Origin of the sequence: Seohaeicola zhoushanensis (genome assembly GCF_014656415.1) — a bacterium.
Classification (GTDB): Bacteria; Pseudomonadota; Alphaproteobacteria; order Rhodobacterales; family Rhodobacteraceae; genus Seohaeicola_A; species Seohaeicola_A zhoushanensis.
Genome location: NZ_BNCJ01000004.1, coordinates 84,538 through 101,680, shown reverse-complemented (window position 1 = coordinate 101,680; position 17,143 = coordinate 84,538). Strand labels below are relative to the sequence as shown.

General features: G+C 64.6%; 17 protein-coding genes. 10 read left to right on the top strand and 7 right to left on the bottom strand.

Annotated features, from left to right (window positions below):
• Positions 1-33: 33 nt before the first annotated feature.
• Genes aliB through IE266_RS09995 form a run of 3 tightly spaced genes read right to left on the bottom strand, consistent with a single transcriptional unit; the run spans position 34 to position 2,813 of the window.
• The gene (gene aliB / locus IE266_RS10005) at positions 34-1,191 is read right to left on the bottom strand and encodes a cyclohexanecarboxyl-CoA dehydrogenase (protein WP_189679943.1); all 1,158 of its coding nucleotides are present in this window, start codon (positions 1,189-1,191) and stop codon (positions 34-36) included.
• Positions 1,192-1,251: 60 nt separating this feature from the next.
• Positions 1,252-2,034 (bottom strand): 2-ketocyclohexanecarboxyl-CoA hydrolase, encoded by a 783-nt coding sequence (gene badI / locus IE266_RS10000; protein ID WP_189679942.1) that lies wholly within the window; start codon positions 2,032-2,034, stop codon positions 1,252-1,254.
• 11 nt (positions 2,035-2,045) lie between these two features.
• A complete protein-coding gene (locus IE266_RS09995; protein WP_189679941.1) occupies positions 2,046-2,813 on the bottom strand; it encodes an SDR family NAD(P)-dependent oxidoreductase in 768 nt (255 codons plus the stop codon).
• A 303-nt stretch (positions 2,814-3,116) separates the two neighbouring features.
• On the opposite strand from IE266_RS09995, the gene IE266_RS09990 reads away from it, so the two are divergent.
• The 6 genes from IE266_RS09990 (at position 3,117) to IE266_RS09965 (ending at position 8,804) form a co-directional block, all read left to right on the top strand.
• A complete protein-coding gene (locus IE266_RS09990; protein WP_229863999.1) occupies positions 3,117-3,524 on the top strand; it encodes a MarR family winged helix-turn-helix transcriptional regulator in 408 nt (135 codons plus the stop codon).
• A gap of 345 nt (positions 3,525-3,869) precedes the next feature.
• Positions 3,870-4,655, top strand: a complete 786-nt coding sequence (locus IE266_RS09985; protein ID WP_189679939.1) for an enoyl-CoA hydratase-related protein — start codon at positions 3,870-3,872, stop codon at positions 4,653-4,655.
• Between the two features lie 361 nt (positions 4,656-5,016).
• A complete protein-coding gene (gene dctP, locus IE266_RS09980; RefSeq protein WP_189679938.1) occupies positions 5,017-6,087 on the top strand; it encodes a TRAP transporter substrate-binding protein DctP in 1,071 nt (356 codons plus the stop codon).
• A 54-nt stretch (positions 6,088-6,141) separates the two neighbouring features.
• A complete protein-coding gene (locus IE266_RS09975) occupies positions 6,142-6,702 on the top strand; it encodes a TRAP transporter small permease (RefSeq protein WP_189679937.1) in 561 nt (186 codons plus the stop codon).
• Positions 6,703-6,712: 10 nt separating this feature from the next.
• Positions 6,713-8,011, top strand: coding sequence for a TRAP transporter large permease (locus IE266_RS09970; protein WP_189679936.1), 1,299 nt, complete (start codon positions 6,713-6,715; stop codon positions 8,009-8,011).
• Between the two features lie 16 nt (positions 8,012-8,027).
• Positions 8,028-8,804, top strand: a complete 777-nt coding sequence (locus IE266_RS09965; protein WP_189679935.1) for an SDR family NAD(P)-dependent oxidoreductase — start codon at positions 8,028-8,030, stop codon at positions 8,802-8,804.
• Here the strand turns inward: IE266_RS09965 and IE266_RS09960 are convergent.
• Together IE266_RS09960 and IE266_RS09955 are read right to left on the bottom strand one after the other, a co-directional pair.
• On the bottom strand, positions 8,801-9,379 hold the full coding sequence (locus IE266_RS09960) for an NIPSNAP family protein (protein WP_189679934.1): 579 nt from the start codon (positions 9,377-9,379) through the stop codon (positions 8,801-8,803). The genes IE266_RS09965 and IE266_RS09960 overlap by 4 nt on opposite strands.
• A 78-nt stretch (positions 9,380-9,457) precedes the next feature.
• Complete coding sequence (locus IE266_RS09955) at positions 9,458-10,363, bottom strand: helix-turn-helix domain-containing protein (RefSeq protein ID WP_189679933.1); 906 nt, start codon at positions 10,361-10,363, stop codon at positions 9,458-9,460.
• A gap of 153 nt (positions 10,364-10,516) precedes the next feature.
• Here IE266_RS09955 and IE266_RS09950 point away from each other — a divergent pair, with 153 nt between their 5' ends.
• Genes IE266_RS09950 through IE266_RS09940 form a run of 3 tightly spaced genes read left to right on the top strand, consistent with a single transcriptional unit; the run spans position 10,517 to position 13,746 of the window.
• Positions 10,517-12,229, top strand: coding sequence for an FAD-dependent oxidoreductase (locus IE266_RS09950; RefSeq protein ID WP_229863997.1), 1,713 nt, complete (start codon positions 10,517-10,519; stop codon positions 12,227-12,229).
• Positions 12,226-13,041 carry an SDR family NAD(P)-dependent oxidoreductase gene (locus tag IE266_RS09945; RefSeq protein ID WP_189679931.1) on the top strand — a complete coding sequence of 272 codons (816 nt, stop codon included), beginning with the start codon at positions 12,226-12,228 and terminating at the stop codon, positions 13,039-13,041. The genes IE266_RS09950 and IE266_RS09945 overlap by 4 nt, the downstream gene beginning before the upstream one ends.
• Positions 13,042-13,092: 51 nt before the next feature.
• On the top strand, positions 13,093-13,746 hold the full coding sequence (locus IE266_RS09940) for a GntR family transcriptional regulator (protein ID WP_189679930.1): 654 nt from the start codon (positions 13,093-13,095) through the stop codon (positions 13,744-13,746).
• A 160-nt stretch (positions 13,747-13,906) separates the two neighbouring features.
• Here the strand turns inward: IE266_RS09940 and IE266_RS09935 are convergent, their stop codons facing one another.
• Positions 13,907-15,268, bottom strand: coding sequence for an SIR2 family NAD-dependent protein deacylase (locus IE266_RS09935; protein ID WP_229863995.1), 1,362 nt, complete (start codon positions 15,266-15,268; stop codon positions 13,907-13,909).
• Between the two features lie 608 nt (positions 15,269-15,876).
• Positions 15,877-16,614, bottom strand: a complete 738-nt coding sequence (locus IE266_RS09930; RefSeq protein WP_189679929.1) for a hypothetical protein — start codon at positions 16,612-16,614, stop codon at positions 15,877-15,879.
• Between the two features lie 238 nt (positions 16,615-16,852).
• Here IE266_RS09930 and infA point away from each other — a divergent pair, with 238 nt between their 5' ends.
• Positions 16,853-17,071 carry a translation initiation factor IF-1 gene (gene infA, locus IE266_RS09925; protein WP_010137880.1) on the top strand — a complete coding sequence of 73 codons (219 nt, stop codon included), beginning with the start codon at positions 16,853-16,855 and terminating at the stop codon, positions 17,069-17,071.
• Positions 17,072-17,143 lie beyond the last annotated feature (72 nt).

The following is a 17,143-nucleotide window of genomic DNA, read 5'->3' as shown; positions in this document are numbered from 1 at the left end:
GCCGCGCCTCCCAGCGCGCCCCCGCGGCCGCGCTCAGGCGGCCGTCACAGCCCGGCCCGCGCGCTCGCGGGCGATGATGTTCTTCATGATGTGCGCGGTGCCGTCGCCGATCTGCAGGCCCAGCACGTCGCGCAGGCGCTGCTGGAACGGCAGGTCGCCGGAATAGCCGGCGTGGCCGTGGATCAGCAGGCAGGCGTGGATCGCCTCGTAGGCCAGCAGCGGCGGCCACCACTTGGTCATCGCCGCCTCGGTGGTGTGGGGCAGCCCGCGGTCCTTGAGCCAGAGCGCGTTCATCGACATCAGCCGCGCCGCCTCGATCCGGGTGTCGAAATCGGCCAGCTGGTGGGTCACGCCCTGGAAGGCGGCCAGCGGTTTGCCGAAGGCCTGCCGCTCGGTAATATAGGCCCAGGTCTCGTCCAGGCTTTGCCGCGCCGTGCCGACGCATTGCATCCCGATCAGCGAGCGCGAGAAGTCGAAGCCCTGCATGACCTGGGCAAAGCCCTTGCCCTCGTCGCCCAGCAGGTATTCCGCCGGCACCCGGACGTTGTCGAACCAGATCGAGCCGTGGCCGACCGAGTTCTGCCCGCAGTTGTCGAACTTCGAGGTGGTGATCCCCGGCAGGTCGAGCGGGATCAGCACCGCCGAAACGCCCTTCGCCCGGTCCTCGGGACGGCCGGTGCGGGCGAAGGTGACCACGCCCTTGGCGATCTGGTTGGCCGAGATCGAGGTCTTTTCGCCGTTGATGATGTAATGGCTGCCATCACGCTCCATCCGCAGGCCAAGATTGGCGGCGTCCGATCCGCCCTTGGGTTCGGTCAGGGCGATGGCCAGCATGTGTTCGCCCGCGGTCAGCCCCGGCAGCCAGTCGCGCGCAACCTCGGGCGCCGCGAACTGGCGCAGGATCTGCCCGTTCAGCGAGGCCAGCAGCGAGGCATAGCCGAAGTTGAAATCGGCGCGCGCGATCTCTTCGATGATGACGCCGGAATAGAGGAACTCGGCCCCCATGCCGCCGAATTCCTCGGGGAGTTCGGGGGCGATCAGCCCCAGCCCGCCCATCTCGCGCAGCAGCTCCATGTCGAAGCGGCCCGCCTTTTCGCGGGCCAGGTAGCCGGGCGCCACCCGCTCCTGCGCGAACTTGCGCGCCAGTTCGCGGATCTGGTCCAGTTCCTCGGTGTCGAAAATCGTTCTCATGGCGTCCTCACCTGCGCGTCGGATCGGCCGCCGGGCCCAGCGGGCGCGGCGGCCGGTCTCTTACTTGGCAAACTTGCGGAAATCCGGCTTGCGTTTTTCCCGGAAGGCGACGCCGCCTTCCTTGCTCTCGTCGGTGTCGTAGTAGAGCGACAGGCCCAGCATCCCGAGCCCGGCGATGCCGCGCTGATGCTCGGTGTCCATGTTGAAGCTGCGCTTGGCCAGGGCCAGCGCGGTGGGCGACTTCTCCATGATCTCGGCGCACCAGGCGTCGACCTCGGCATCGAGCTGGTCATGGGGGACCACCTTGTTCGCCAGTCCCATCTCGAGGGCTTCCTGCGCCGAGTAGCGGCGGCACATGTACCAGATCTCGCGGGCTTTCTTCTCGCCCACGACGCGGGCGAGGAAGGCGGTGCCATAGCCCGGATCGACCGAGCCGACCTTCGGGCCGACCTGGCCGAACACCGCCTTTTCGCTGGCGATGGTCATGTCACAGATCGTCGCCAGCACGTTGCCGCCGCCGATGGCAAAGCCCTGGACCCGTGCAATCACCGGCTTGGGCACGTCGCGCATGATCGAATGCAGGTCCTCCATCGGCAGGCCGATGGTGCCGCGCCCGTCGTATTGGCCTTCATGCGCCGACTGGTCGCCGCCCGTGCAGAAGGCCTTGTCGCCCGCGCCGGTCAGCACGATGACGCCCACCGACTTGTCCCAGCCCGCCTTGTTGAAGGCGTGGATCAGCTCTTCGCAGGTCTGGCCGCGGAAGGCGTTGTATTTCTCGGGGCGGTTGATGGTGATCCAGGCCGCACCGTCCTTCACTTGGTAGAGGATGTCTTCATAGGTCATGGTGGCCTCCCTCAGCCGTGCATGGTCAGGCCGCCGGAGACCGACAGCACCTGGCCGGTGATGAACCCGGCATCATCGCTTGCGAAAAAGGCTATTGCGCCGGGCAGGTCGCCGGGCTTGCCCAGCCGCCCCATCGGCACCGCCTTGGTAAAGGCCGCGCGCAGCTTTTCCTTGTCGCCGGCGGATTCCATGAAGGCCTCGAGCATGCCGGTCTCGGTGACACCGGGGCAGACCACATTGGCCGAGATCCCCTGGCGGGCATGTTCGCGGGCGATGGTCTTGGAGAAGGCGACGACGCCGGCCTTGCAGGCGGCATAGACGCTTTCGCCCGACGACCCGCCGCGCGCAGCATCCGAGGCCAGCGAGACGATGCGGCCCGAGCGCCGCTCGGCCATGCGCGACAGCACCGGATGGGTGATGTTCAGCACGCCGCGCAGGTTGATGTCGATGATCTTGGACCAGAAGTCGGGGCCGCTCTTGAGGAAGGGCGTGAAGACATCCCAGCCAACTCCGTTGACCAGCACGTCAATCGCGCCGAGGTCGGCCTCGATGCGCTCGACCGCCCGCGCGGTGGCCTCGGCATCGGTCAGGTCGACCGCCACCGCGAGGGCCTTGCCGCCTGTCGCCGCGATCTGATCGGCGACGGCCTTGGCCGCAGCTTCGTTCAGATCGACGACGGCAACCGCTGCCCCCTCTTCCGCAAAACGCAGGCAGGTTGCCGCACCAATGCCGCCGCCACCGCCGGTTACGACAACAGTTTTACCTTTCAATCCTCTCACGGGATCCTCCTCTGGATATTGCGCGAAGCGATTCAAGCCCGGAACAGCACGCGATGACGCGCATTCCCTTGCCTCCCCTCGTGTCGCGCCTCCTCAGCTTGACATGATCCTGACTACGACTCGCCATGAGTTATGTCAAGTAGTTGTCATTAATCCGCCTGCGACGGGGCGGCCATTGACTTGCCGGTGAAATCCCCGGAAGTATTGGCAATCATGACTGAAGCGCCTCAGTTCCCCCCCCAGTCGAAAGTCGATGACCTGGCAAACCGGGTCTTCTTCCGGCTGTACCAATCCGCGAACCTGATGCACAAAAGCGGAACCAAGGCGCTGGACGAGCTGCATATTACCACCCAACAATGGGCGGTGATCGGGGCCCTGGCGCGCAAGGGCGCCGAGAACGGCATCGCCGTGGGTGAGCTGACCCGCTTCCTGATGGTGAGCCGCCAGAACCTGACCGGCATCCTGGCCCGGCTCGAACGCGACGGCATGATCGAGCGGACGGTCTCGCCGCACGACAGCCGCAGCCGGCTGATTCGCCTCACTTCACACGGCCGCCACCTGTGGAGCACGGACATGAGCGCGCGCATCTCGGACTATTACGACGAAGCGCTGGCCGGGTTCTCGACCACCGACAAGATCCACCTGATCCACTACCTCGACAAGCTGCTGAACAACATGAAGCAGCTCGACCAGGACAGCGGCGACATCTGACCCTCACTGCGGCTGGCATCCCCGCGCGCCTGTCGAGGCGCGGGTGAGTCGTGCGAACAGAAGAGCGACTCACCCAACAACATATTGCCACACACATCTTTTGATGAACGAAGCGCGACCCTTCCGGATGCCGCCGTGGAACCGCCATTTGTCCAATATTTCTGGACAAATGGACACCACGGCAGCACCCACCAAGCGGTCCACCTTCATGCGTCTTGCATTTTTATGACAATCTATTTACATTCTTTCGAGGGAGGACCTTCGAATGACCGCAACTTTTGCAACCCGTCGCCGCGCGACCTCAGTTCGCGCCGGAACCGCCGCAGCCCGGATTGAGGCAGCGGCATGACGGCCCCATCCTTCTCCACGGTGCTGACCGAAATCGACGGTCCGGTCGCGCTGATCCGGCTGAATCGTCCGGACGCACTTAACGCGCTGAACCACCAGATCACCTCCGAACTGAGCGCGGCCCTCGACGCCTTCGAGGCCGACCTGGCGATCCACGTCATCGTCCTCACCGGGAACGAACGGGCCTTCGCGGCCGGCGCGGATATCAAGGAAATCCAGCACATGACCTCGGCCGAGGCTTATGAGCAGCAGCTCATAACCGCGACCTGGGAACGTGCCTCGCGCTGCCGCAAGCCGCTGATCGCCGCCGTGGCCGGCCATGCGGTGGGCGGCGGCTGCGAACTGGCGCTGATGTGCGATATCATCATCGCCGCCGACACCGCCCGCTTCGCCCTGCCGGAAACCCGCATCGGCGTCATTCCCGGCGCCGGTGGCACCCAGCGCCTGACCCGGATCGTCGGCAAGGCGGTGGCGATGGACATGATCCTTTCGGGCCGTACCATCGACGCCGAAGAGGCGCTGGCCCGCGGCCTCGTCAGCCGGGTCTCGCCCGTTGCGACCCACCTGGAGGACGCGATGGCGTTGGCCCGTCAGATCGCCCGCTCGTCGCGCCCAATCTTGCGGCTGGCCAAGGAGGCGGTGAACCAGGCTTACGAGACCCAACTCTCGGCCGGCATCCACCTGGAACGCCGCCTGCTCTATGCGACTTTCGCCACCGAGGACCGCCTCGAAGGCATGAGCGCCTTCGTCGAGAAGCGCCCGCCCCAGTTCCGGCACCGCTGACGGCTAGGCGGAGGCACGCGCAGTGAAACATGCAGATTGTGCAATTATAGAAAACCACCCCAACCATGGGGACGCCCCGCCTTTCAATAAAAGAACAGAAATAGCACTTCGTTCCGGCCATTCACGACATTCAGCCAGCCACGCAGGGCAATCGAATAATCCAATTAATTCCCGCCTTTCTCCATTCAGGCCGGACCCGTTTCTTGAAACCCTGCGCAGCAATGCACCCGTCAGGGCCAGGAGGCGGCAGCGCCCTGCGGAAAGGGCGATCGGGCGGGAATGAAGGAGGAACCGGCGGCCAGCCCCAAGGCAGCCGCCGACCCGCAACACGGAAATTCATGTCATCGATAGGGAGGATACCATGAAGAGTGACATTACGATCCGCACGCTTGGCCTGACCGCGGCCTTTGCCACGGCGCTGACCACCACGGCGGCCTTTGCGCCCGGCGCGGCCCAGGCGGCCGAGGTCGAAGGACCCAAGGTCAAATGGCTGGTCTCGCTCTGGGGCGCGCGGCGCGGCTTCACCGAGGGCGTCGAGGGCCTGAAAGAGGAACTCGCCCGCAAGACCGACGGCAATTTCGAACTCGACCTGCAGTATGGCGGCGTCCTGTCCGATCCGAAGGAGAACATCGACGGCCTGCAGCTCGGCGCCTTCGAAGCGGCGACGGTCTGCCCCTTCTACCACCCTGACAAGACCCCGGCCTCGATGGGCCTCAGCCAGGCCTTCCTGCCGCTGCCGAGCTTCGAGGTGCAGTACAAGGTCTATGGCGAATACCTCAAGCACCCGGCCGTCAAAGCGGAATGGGACAAGTGGAACGCCACGCCCATCATGTCGGCGCTGATGCCGAACTACGAGATCATGGGCAAGGGCGAGATTCCGGCCAAGCTCGCCGATTGGAGCGGCGTGCGGGTCAACGCCTCGGGCGGCCATGCCGCGCTGATGGAGTCGCTGGGCGCCGTGCCCTCGACCATGCCCGCCCCCGATCTCTACAACTCGCTCGAGCGCGGCGTGATCGACGGGATCGTCTATCCCTACACCTATGCCTTTGTCGCCTATCGCTTTCACGAGCTGTCGACCTGGGTGACCGACGCCTGGAACCTCGGCACCATCCAGTGCACCGTCGCGGCGAACACCGACGCCTACAACGCCCTGCCCGAGCAGTACAAGGCGCTGCTGGCCGAAGCCGTGGTTCTGGCCTACGCGCACCAAATCGCCGCCTATGCCGAGATCGACAAGGCGAACGAGGCCGAATTCGACGCGCGCGGTCTCAAGCGGGTGCCGCTGACGGATGACGTCAAGGCCGCCCTCGAAGCCGCCGTCAAGCCGAGCTGGCAGAGCTGGATCGACGACGTCACCGCCAAGGGCATTCCCGGCCAGGAGCTGTTCGACATGATCCTCTCCGAGGCCGAAAAGGCCCGTGCCGGGCAGTAAGGAACCGGTTCGGCGGGGTCCGCCCCGCCGAACCACACCGCCAGGGAGGCGCCCGTGAAGAACCTTGTTGCCGTCGCCAACCGACTGCTGGGCCGAATCGAAGTTTCCGCCGCACTGGTGGCGGGGCTGCTGATCCTTGTCCTGATGACCCTGGTCTGCGCCGAAGTGCTGGGCCGGGGCCTGTTCAACCACCCTGTCCGCGGCTCGATCGACATCATCGAACAGTTGATGGTCGCTCTGGTTACCCTGGGCGTGGCCTATGGCCAAAGCCATTTCGGCAATGTCCGCATGACCCTGCTGAGCGACCGCACGCGCGGGCGCGGGAAATGGCTGAGCGAGGTCTTCGCGCTTGGCATCGCCCTCTTCGTGGTGGTGGTGCTGACCAAGGGCAGTTGGCTCAACCTCATGCGGTCCTGGAACAACGGCGGCGACACGCCCGAGATCGGCATCCCGCTCTGGCCGGGCATCGCCATCGTCACCGGATCGCTGGCCCTGCTCGGCCTTCGCCTGCTGCTCCAGCTGGTCGAGGCGCTGCGCCTGGCGCTGCGCCCCGACGACAGCTCCGCGATCTTCGGGCAATCGGTGGATGCCCTCGAAACCGCCCCCTACGAATAAGGCCGACATCATGGATCCGATCACCCTGGGCTATCTCGGCATCGCTGTGCTGGTCATTCTGGTCGTCATCGGGGTGCCGGTGGCCTATGCCTCGGCCTTCACCGGTATCGTCGGGATGATGATCCTGCGCAATCCGACCGTCGCGACGGGACTCTCGGGCATCATTCCCTATGCCAATTCGGGCCATTACGCGCTGAGCGTGCTGCCGCTCTTCATCACCATAGGATTCCTCGCCATGCACGCGGGGATCACCACCTCGGCCTATGACGCCGCGCGCAAGTGGGTCGGGCGAGCACCGGGAGGGCTGGCGACGGCGACCATCTTCGCCTCGGCCGGCTTCGCGGCGGTGTCGGGCGCCAGCACCGCCTCGACCGCGGTGTTCACCCGGCTGGCCCTGCCCGAGATGGAGGCGCACGGCTATGACAGCCGGCTCGCGGCCGGCGTGGTGGCCGTGGGCGGCACCCTGGCCGCGCTGATCCCGCCTTCGGCCATCCTGGTCATTTACGGCATCATCGTGGAGCAGTCGGTGGCCAAGCTGCTGATGGCAGGGCTGCTGCCGGGCCTGCTGTCGATGATCGTCTACCTCTTCGTCATCACCGTCGTCGTCAAGCTCAACCCCGGCCTCGCGCCGCTGGAGCCCAGCACCACCTTCATGGAGAAGATCCGGGCCCTGCCGCAGGTCGGAGGCGTCTTCGCCGTGGTCGGGGTTATCCTGGGCGGCATCTACCTCGGCTGGATGACCCCGACGGAATCGGCCGGCGTGGCGACCGCGATCATCCTGGGGATGGCGCTGTTCAAGCGGATCGGTCTGAAGGACTTCCACAACGGCCTGCTCGATACCGTGCGCACCACAGTCATGATCTTCATGGTGATCTGGGGCGTTCTCATCTTCGTGCGCTTCCTTGCCTTCACCGGCCTGCCCGCCAGCGTGACCGACCTGATCGTCAGCCTCGACGTGCCGCGCTGGATGATCCTGATCGGGATCATCGTAATGTATCTGCTGATGGGCATGATCCTCGACGGGCTGGGGATGATGATGCTGACGCTGCCCGTGGTCTTCCCGGCCATCGTCGGACTAGGCTATGACCCGATCTGGTTCGGCATCCTGCTGGTCAAGCTCATCGAGGTGGGGGTCGTGACGCCCCCGGTCGGCCTCAACTGCTATGTCGTGAACGGCATCCGACCCGACATTCCGCTGGAAAGCGTTTTTCGCGGCGTCGCGCCCTTCCTGGTCGGAGAGATCTTCATCATCGCGATCATCGTGCTGTTCCCAGACCTCGTCCTGTTGCTGCCCAACCTGATGAACTGACCGGAGGGAGGCGCAGATGCCGCAGGCAGACCACCGCAGGACCGTGCTGACCACCGGCGCCGCCGCCGGTATCGGCTGGAGCACCGCCCGCCTGTTCGCCGAGCGCGGCCACCGCGTCGCCATCGCCGACCGTGACGGCGAAGCCGCACTGCGGCGTGCGGCCGAGCTTGGCGAAGGCCACCTCGGTCTCGCCTGCGACGTGACCGATGAAGCCGCCGTTGCCGAGGCGGTGGCCGCCGTGACCGAGCGCTTCTGTCGGCTGGATGCGCTGGTGAACAACGTCGGGATCGGCGACACCGCCGCGCCCACTTTGGAACAGGGCGCGGCGCATTTCCGCAACGTACTCGACGTTCACCTGACCGGCACCTTCCTGATGTCGCGCACGGCTGCTGCCGCGATGATCGCGCAGGGCGGCGGGGCCATCGTGAACCTGGCCTCGATCGCGGCGCTGACCGGCCTGCCCCGGCGCAACGCCTATGGCGCGGCGAAGGCGGGCATCGTCTCGATGACCCGCTCGATGGGGGCTGAATGGGGGGCTGTCGGCGTGCGCGTCAACGCGGTGGCGCCGGGCTATGTGCGCACCGAGCTTGTCGAAAAGCTGATCGCCGACGGGCTACTCGACCCTGCCGGCATCGTCGCGCGCACGCCGCTGGGACGGATGCTGGAGCCTACCGAGATCGCCGAGGCGATCTATTTCCTCGCCTCCCCCGCCGCCTCGGGCATCACCGGCTCGGTTCTGAGCGTCGATGCCGGCTGGGTGGCCTTCGGCGCGGCTGGCTCGCCTTCGGGCTAGCGCAGGGGCGAACAGGAGAGCGCGCGGAGGAGTTCGTGGCGCTGCACCTCCCCCACCGCCGCCAAGGGCGCATCCATCGCGTGACGGCAGAGCGTGACCGAAGTGCCCGGTGCCTCGCCCGAGACGACGCGCCAGCGCCCGAGACATTCCGCCCCCGCGACCCGCCCTTCGCCGAAGGTCAGCGACAGATAGCCCGGCTCGAACATCGCGCTTGATGCCGCCTGCCCTGGATGAACCTGCTTGCGTGCGTCACGAACCGCCGCCAGCGCGGCGGAGTCCTCGTTCAGCTCCATCAGCATGTTGCGCTGCGCAACGATCAGCGGAAAGCCCTTCGGAACGAAACCGTCGTTCCAGTCGGCATCCCCGGCCAGCCCGGCCCGGCAGGCCAGCCGCTCGTCGAGGCTGGTGTAGATCCAGAGGTGATAGAGCCGGTTTAGGCTGCCGCTGTCGGTCAGCCAGTAGCCCGCCATCGGCAGATGCCGCGTCACATATTGCACCCCGTCCTGCCGGAAGTGATCGAGGTATTGCGGCCCCTTGCCCGGAAGCAGGTCATAGGCCCTCAGTTCATAGATCATCCGCACGCACTCCTTCGCCCCGGCACCCTGCCCGCAGAGGCGCCAAGGCGGAATGGAGAGAACCGCCGATCCCTTGCACTATCCGCTTGCCCCCTCGCCCGTGTGCTGCGCGCGATAGGCGCCCGGAGGTTGACCGACCCGCTGCGAAAAGAAGCGCGAGAAATAGGCCGGGTCGTCGAAACCCAAGTCATAGCCGATCTCGGCCACCGTCATCTCCATGTAGAGCAGGCAGCGCTTGGCCTCGATGATCGCGCGTTCATGCAGGATCTCAGACGCCGTCTTGCCCGACCGTGCCTTGCAGGCCTGGTTCAGCCGCTGCGCGCTGACACCGATCTCGCCGGCGTAGAAATCCATCGCCTTCTCGCGGCGGAAGTTGCGCTCCACCAGCTCGCGGTACCGCATGAGGATATCGTAGTCACGGTCGCGGGCCGAGGTGACGGTGCGCAGATGTTCGCCCCGCAGGCGCACCGCCGCCACGAGGATGCGCAGGAAATGCGACATTACCGCCAGCCGCCGGGCCGGGGCCGACCAGATGTATTCGCGGTTCAGCCATTCGAAGGCATCGCCCAGGGCCTCGGCGCTGACGCCCGTGCCGGCGATCGGATAGACGCCGGGGTGGTCGACCGCCTCGAGCAGCCGCTTGTCGCCCTGCGAAACCGAGGTCGCATAAGCCGTCGCCACCGTAACCACGATCCCGTCGGTATCGGGGCCGAAGCGGATCTCGTGCACCATCGCGGCCGGAACGATCACCAGGCTGCCGGTCGGGATGGCATAGGTCTGCCCCTCGATCACGATTTCGCCACCGCCACGGTCGACCAGCAGGATCTGATGATGATCCGGATGGGCGTGGGCGCGAATTGTCCAATCATGCGCGCCGCTTCTTTCGCGGATCGGTTCGACGTGGATGAAGTTCAGCTCAACGTCGCTCACCTGGTCGCCGTAGAGATAATATCGCGGAATCGCCGCCATCCTGGACTGCGCCATCACTCTCCCCTCCCCGCGCGCGGACTCACTCCTCCCTGCGCGCTTTCACGAATTGTGCAATAAATCCCGGCCTTGGTCCATTCGATCCCGCACGGCGAAATGCAACTGTCCCTCGCGAGGAGAGCCACCGGATCGCGCAGAGGGAGTACCGCCATGTCCGTGAGACTGAAGGAAGACCAGACCTGCGACGTCCTGGTGATCGGATCGGGCGCAGGAGGCATGTCGACGGCGATCACGGCGGCGAAGAACGGGCTGAAGGCGATCATCGTCGAGAAGGAGCCGGTCTTCGGCGGCACCACCGCCTTTTCCGGCGGCGTGCTCTGGATTCCCGGCAACCGGATCTGCGCCGGACAAGACAGCCGCGCGGCGGCGCTTGAATATCTCAAGAACGAGACCGGCAATTTCTACGAGGCCGAGGCGGTCGACGCCTTTCTCGATGCCGGGCCCGAGATGCTCGACTTCTTCGAGACTGAAACCGCGGTGTCCTTCGTGCCGACGCTCTACCCCGACTACCACCCCGACGTGCCGGGCGGTGTCGACGTCGGCCGCTCGGTCCTTGCCGCGCCGTTCGACACCTCGGCGCTGGGCGCTGACATCCGCCGACTGCGCCCGCCGCTTTCGACGATCACCTTCATGGGCATGATGTTCAATTCCTCGAATGCCGACATCAAGCATTTCTTCAATGCCACCAAATCCCTGACCTCCTTCACCTATGTCGCCCGCCGGCTGATCGCCCACGGCCTCGAGGTCCTGCGCCACGGCCGGGGCACCAAGGTGACCTCGGGCAACGCCCTGGCGGCCCGGCTCGCGAAGAGTTGTTTCGACCTCGGCATTCCGATTCACACCGATTGCCCGGCACGAGAGCTGATCTTCGAGGACGGCGCCGTGCAGGGAGCCATCGTGGAGACCGGCGGCCGCCGCCTGCGTATCGCCGCGCGCAAGGGGGTCGTGCTGGCCGCCGGCGGCTTCGCGCAGGATCTCGACCGCATCCGCCACGCCTATCCGCACCTGCGGCGGGGGGGCGAGCATGTCTCGCCCGTGCCCAAGGGCAATACGGGCGACGGCATCGACCTCGCCACCGCGGTTGGCGGCAAATTCGAGACGCGGCTTGCCAGCCCCTCGGCCTGGATGCCGGTCTCGAAAGTGCCCGTCGGCGGCGGCAGATACACGCCCTTCCCCCACCTTCTGGACCGCTACAAGCCGGGCATCATCGCCGTGCTGCGCTCGGGCCGGCGCTTCACCAACGAGAGCGAGAGTTATCACGACGTCGGCGCCGCGCTGATCGCCGCCTGCGAGGAGTCCGAGGAAACCGCCTGCTGGCTGATCGCCGACCGCCCGACGATCCGCAGATACGGCCTCGGTTTCGCCAAGCCCGCGCCGGTGCCGCTGCGCCGCTACCTCGCCAATGGATATCTGCAGACCGGGCGCACCCTCGGCGAACTCGCCCGTGCCTGCGGCATCGACCCGGCGGGGCTGGAAGAGACCGTCAGCACCTACAACATCGGCGCACGAAAGGGCGAGGACCCGGCCTTTCACCGAGGGCGCAGCGCGTTCAACCGCTATCTCGCCGACCCGGACCATCGGCCCAACCCGGCGGTGGGGCCGATCGAAACCGGACCGTTCTATGCCCTGAAACTGGTGATGGGCGATCTCGGCACCTTCGACGGGCTGCAGACGACGGTCGAGGGCCAGGTGCTCGACACCGGTGCCCGGCCAATCCCCGGCCTCTATGCCGTGGGCAACGACCGCGCCTCGATCATGGGCGGGAACTATCCCGGCGCGGGCATCACGCTGGGCCCGGCGATGACCTTCGGATATATCACCGGCCGCCATCTCGCCGGGCTGCCACGGAGCGCCGCGCGATGAGCTGGCTGGGTCTTGCGGGCAAATGCGTCGTGGTGACCGGTGGTTCGGGCGGGATCGGGCGCGCCTGCCTTGCCGCCTTTCATCGCGAGGGCGCGCGGGTCGTGGCGCTCGATCGCGGCGTCGGGGTGGCGCAGGCGGTGGCCTCGGCGCTCGATCCGGGCGGAGAAACCGCGCTCGGCCTCGACTGCGATATCAGCGACCGCGAAGCTGTCGCCGAGGTGGCCGCGACCGTGGCGGCGCGTTTCGGCGGCGCGGATGTGGTGGTGAACAATGCCGGCATCCTGCGGCCCGCCCCGCTCGAACGGGTGAGCGAGGCCGACTGGGGAGCCATGCTGCGGGTCAACCTTACCGGCAGCCTTTGGGTCGCGCAGGCCTTTGCCCAGCAGATGGCTTCCAGGGGCGGCGGCGCGGTGGTGCAGATCGCCTCCATCTCGGCGAGCCAGCCGCAGCCGATGTCGGGCGCCTACAGCGTCAGCAAGGCGGCGGTGGCAATGATGGTGCGGCAGATGGCCTACGAATGGGGGCCACGCGGGATCCGGGCCAACACGGTCAGCCCCGGCCTGGTGCTGACACCGATGTCGGACGCCTTCTACGCCGACCCCGAGGTGAAGCGCGCGCGAGAGGCTATGGTGCCGGCCGGGCGGATCGGCACGCCCGAGGACATGGCCGATGCGGCGCTCTTCCTGGCCAGCGACCGGGCGCGCTATATCACCGGGCAGGAGATCGTGGTGGATGGCGGGCTGTCGCAGAGCCTGATGGGACTGGTGCCGCGGCCGGGTTACGAACCCAGCCGTGAGCAACGCCAGGGTTGATTGCCGGGCCGGGGGCTGTAGACAGGGAAAACAGCGACCCAAGAGACCGGCATGACCCAGAGCAAACCCTCGCCGACCGATGCCTACAGCCTGATCCTCGAGGCGATCGATTCCGGCACCTACCGACCCGGCGACCGGCTGGTGGAGAGCGAGCTGGCCGACCGCTTCGGCATGTCGCGCACCCCGGTCCGCGAGGCCCTGCAGCGGCTGGAAACCCAGTCGCTGCTGACGCGGGACGGGCGGTCGCTGATCGTGGCCTCGCTGGATCACAACCAGATGGGTGAGCTCTACGTGGTGCGGCGCGAGCTGGAGGGGCTGGCGGCGCGGCTGGCGGCGCAGCATGCCAACGCCGAGGAGATCGAGGTGCTGCGGGGGATGGTGGCGGCGGATGATGCGCTGGTGGACGACCCGCGGGCGCTGTCGCGGGCGAACCGGCGGTTCCACAAGCAGATCCACTTGGCCTCGCACAATCGCTACCTGGTGCAGCAGCTGGACCTGGTGCACCGGTCGATGGCGCTGATGGCGACCACCTCGCTGGCGGCCGAGGGGCGCGGGGCGATGGCGCAGACCGAACACAAGGCGATCGTCGACGCCATCGCGGCGCGGGACGCGGGAGCGGCGGAGAAGGCGCTGCAGGACCATATCTCGGTGGCCTTCAAGACCCGCCTCAAGCTCGACGCCGACAAGCGGGAACGGCGGGGCTGAGAGCGTCCCAGCTAGGACGGGGGGTCAAGTGATTGACTCTCAAGGATAATCTTTGGGAGTGAATCTGGGACGCTGGTTTTTTGGGGGGGTGGTGGAAGGGCGGAAGAGAGATCAGCTCCGGCTCTAATGACTCCCCGCACCCATACCCGTCAGCCTAAATTTACAACTCGACGGAATAATCTTCGCCGTCCATTACCTTCTTAAACAGGTCGATGCTGGCAAGCGACCATTTCCTAACTTTGCTATTCTTCCCTGGACCCGTCTTAATCTGACAATGATAAACATTATCAGATGATCTCAGATCGACGCCCTTTTCATCCTTTATCCTATTGACGAGCTTATTCGCGCCGGACCAATGTTTGTATCCAAGCCGAGTCGCAACCTGAGATATCGTCAATGGATGAGTCTGATTTGGGTTGGTTGCCAATGCGATCCCGAGCAGCTTTGGAAGCTCCGCGTCTTGGTCCGCCACCCTCTCCAGAACGTCATAGTCGGCCTCAACCTTTCCCGAAGGAATATCATGTCGAACCAATTTCATTGTCCGCGCCGCCAACGCGCGCACAAGCTTTGGATTAATAGAAGTAAGAGCAGATTGACTCTTTAGTGCCTCAAAAATCCACTGGAAGCTATTTGCGTGTATTGCATTCACGCGAAATTCCTTACCATCCACGGAGAAAACTGACTGCTCAGACGGATTCCTTGGAAGCTCACTTGACCAAAAAACTTGATAGACATTCTCGATTAAACCGCTTTCATCCGCAACCAACTCACCAATGTCTCGAAGTATCCCCTTCACGTTTGGGTCTCCCAGCTTATATCCAAAAATAAAAACAGGGTGCTCCGCAAAATAAGTGAGAAGCTTTGCCGATATATACTTCTTCTTCTGTTGCCAGTTCTGGTAGTCAGCTTGCGTCAAGACTATCGAGGCAGGATCACTAACGTCGCCATGAATATGGAAAATCTCGCCAAAACTATTTGTATTGTATCTAATAATGGTTTGACCCGTCACCGGAACATAGCCATCAAATATGGCCTCAAGTGACATATCGTAATTGGTAGTTATGATTGCATGCGGCCTTATTGCTGAAAGCGCCATTATCTCCTTTTGCGCGTGAGGGAACGCGTTCACTGTAGCAGGAGTAAGGCCCTTCAGGTAATCACACACCAAGTACTTCAAGAAACAGTCTTTACTCTTACCTTGAGCAAAAAGCTCTTTTGGAAAATTCTGTCTTCCACTACCCCAAGCCCACTCGAACACCAAACCAGACAACTCGCTGCCAATAGCAACAGGATCAGCCTCATGCTTCTGATTGTAGTATTCAAATTTTCCTTCCTGCCCCGGAATCATCGATGTTATTCTCTCCAAGAGCTCCATCCAATTCGGCGCATCAAAGTAGCGACGAGAAAGCCCGCTACCAACAAACAATATCGGCTGACATTCAAACTCGAGAAGCAAATCCCGGATTTTCGCATCCATGCGTTGGTTGTAGGACAGCTCTGGAGCTGACTTCGGCTCGATCAACTTTTTCTCCCCTCATCAGATAATTAGCACTTGCTGACACTCAGCAACTGCCCACGCATGATATTCAAAGCAAGTTCGCCAGTAGATAGCCCCGCAGGCCGCAGGGCGTTGCACTGGGAAGATAACTATGCACTTTCTTGTAATTCCGCATAGTACATCATCTGCTAAATTACCAGAAGAGAAAGAGAAAAGCATGACAGATCAGGAGAGGATTAGGGTCCCGAAGAGCCCCGCCGAGTTACCCATAGCGCTATGCGCGCCAAATCTTGCACAATCACAAAAGGATCGCGTCAGTGAGGAATGCCATTAATTTCAATGACCTATAGGTCCCACACAGAGCGGCCGCCCACAGCCCGCTGCGGGACGGTTGATGTTCGCAGCCACCGCTCATCGAATAAAATTTGAACTTTCCATAGACGTCGCCTTTCGGCACCTCCACAAAAAGGCCTGCCATCCCCTACCGCGCCGCGCGCCCCGCAAGACCTCTGCCGTCAACACACGTCGAATCCGCCAAACACACCGCCCACTTCGCTGAAGGTTCGAGACCACATCCCGTCCCTCAACCCAGGCACCCAACCGCCTTAAAAGACACCCAGGGACCTCCCCCCCTACCGGATCACCTCTGCATCCCCCAGCGCCTGGACGATGGCGCTGCGCAGGGCGCTTTCGCAATGGGCGAGGACGACGCGTTTCTCGTCGGGCGGGATCGAGGCCCAGCTGGCGCCGTGGATCGGTTGCTCGATCTGGCGGACGCCTGCGATGGCGCGGCCCTCGCGCAGGACGGTGCCGGTCCTGGGGTCGCTGACCACGGCCTTGACCCCGACGGCGCAGGCGCTCTTGCCGAGCATACCGCTCTTCTCGGGCAGCATCAGGGTGACGACGACGCGGGGCTGATAGCGCTGGTCCCGGTTCTGCGCGCCGACCGCCGCGCCGATGATGCCCTGAAGCAGGAAGTCGCGGCCGGGGTCATAGACCAGCGAGAGCCAGTCGAGCGGGGCCTGGGCCAGGGTGACGACCACATCGGCGTTGCGGGCGGCGGCGCTGCCGGATGCGGTGACCTGGGCGCTGGCGCCGGCCTCGGCCAGGACCTGCTGCGCGGCGCGGCCGGTGGCGGCGGCGAGGTTCCAGTCGATGCGGCCCTGGGTCTGGGCCGGGTCGGCGAGCGCCCGGGTGTAATGCACCGAGAGCAGGTTCTGCGTCATCAGCGGCACCACGGCGACCTTCTGGTAGGCGGCGCGGCCCTTGACCGCGGTGGCGCCGGTGCCGGTTTCGAGGCAGCCGGCGAGCAGGAGCACGGCGGCGAGCGCGGACAGGACGGGCTGGCGGGTGATGGTCTTCCCTTGCATGGCAACCTCCCCATTGCTGGCATCGGGATGGATCCAGCCTGCGGGCGGCTGGCGGGGCGCGCCTTGACCTCGATCAAGCGGGCCGGGAGGGGTCCGGACCGGGGGTTTCGCCCCGGCGCGGCCCCGCCCGGGTCACAATTTCGCGTCAGCGGTGAATGTACCCTTGAAAAGCGGTAAGATTGGGCCTTATTAGGCGCGCGGCTCGCACTCTGGCGGGCCGGATTGATATGGAGACCACATGGCCAAGGAAGACATTCTCGAATTCCCCGGCGTCGTGAAGGAACTCCTGCCCAATGCGACATTCCGGGTCGAACTCGAGAACGGCCATGAGATCATCGCACATACGGCAGGCAAGATGCGAAAGAACCGCATCCGGGTTCTGGCTGGCGACAAGGTACAGGTCGAGATGACCCCCTACGATCTGACCAAGGGTCGGATCAACTATCGCTTCAAGTAGCGCGAAGCTGTGCTTCGCGCAGCGCGGGACAGCGGGTTGCCGGTGGCAACTTGCGGCCGCGCAGGTGTGGGA

Coding starts and splice junctions, on each gene's coding strand:
- aliB (WP_189679943.1), bottom strand. CDS start 1,191: ATGAGAACGATTTTCGACACCGAGGAACTGGACCAGATCCGCGAACTG.
- badI (WP_189679942.1), bottom strand. CDS start 2,034: ATGACCTATGAAGACATCCTCTACCAAGTGAAGGACGGTGCGGCCTGG.
- IE266_RS09990 (WP_229863999.1), top strand. CDS start 3,117: ATGCACAAAAGCGGAACCAAGGCGCTGGACGAGCTGCATATTACCACC.
- IE266_RS09985 (WP_189679939.1), top strand. CDS start 3,870: ATGACGGCCCCATCCTTCTCCACGGTGCTGACCGAAATCGACGGTCCG.
- dctP (WP_189679938.1), top strand. CDS start 5,017: ATGAAGAGTGACATTACGATCCGCACGCTTGGCCTGACCGCGGCCTTT.
- IE266_RS09970 (WP_189679936.1), top strand. CDS start 6,713: ATGGATCCGATCACCCTGGGCTATCTCGGCATCGCTGTGCTGGTCATT.
- IE266_RS09965 (WP_189679935.1), top strand. CDS start 8,028: ATGCCGCAGGCAGACCACCGCAGGACCGTGCTGACCACCGGCGCCGCC.
- IE266_RS09960 (WP_189679934.1), bottom strand. CDS start 9,379: ATGATCTATGAACTGAGGGCCTATGACCTGCTTCCGGGCAAGGGGCCG.
- IE266_RS09955 (WP_189679933.1), bottom strand. CDS start 10,363: ATGGCGCAGTCCAGGATGGCGGCGATTCCGCGATATTATCTCTACGGC.
- IE266_RS09950 (WP_229863997.1), top strand. CDS start 10,517: ATGTCCGTGAGACTGAAGGAAGACCAGACCTGCGACGTCCTGGTGATC.
- IE266_RS09945 (WP_189679931.1), top strand. CDS start 12,226: ATGAGCTGGCTGGGTCTTGCGGGCAAATGCGTCGTGGTGACCGGTGGT.
- IE266_RS09940 (WP_189679930.1), top strand. CDS start 13,093: ATGACCCAGAGCAAACCCTCGCCGACCGATGCCTACAGCCTGATCCTC.
- IE266_RS09930 (WP_189679929.1), bottom strand. CDS start 16,614: ATGCAAGGGAAGACCATCACCCGCCAGCCCGTCCTGTCCGCGCTCGCC.
- infA (WP_010137880.1), top strand. CDS start 16,853: ATGGCCAAGGAAGACATTCTCGAATTCCCCGGCGTCGTGAAGGAACTC.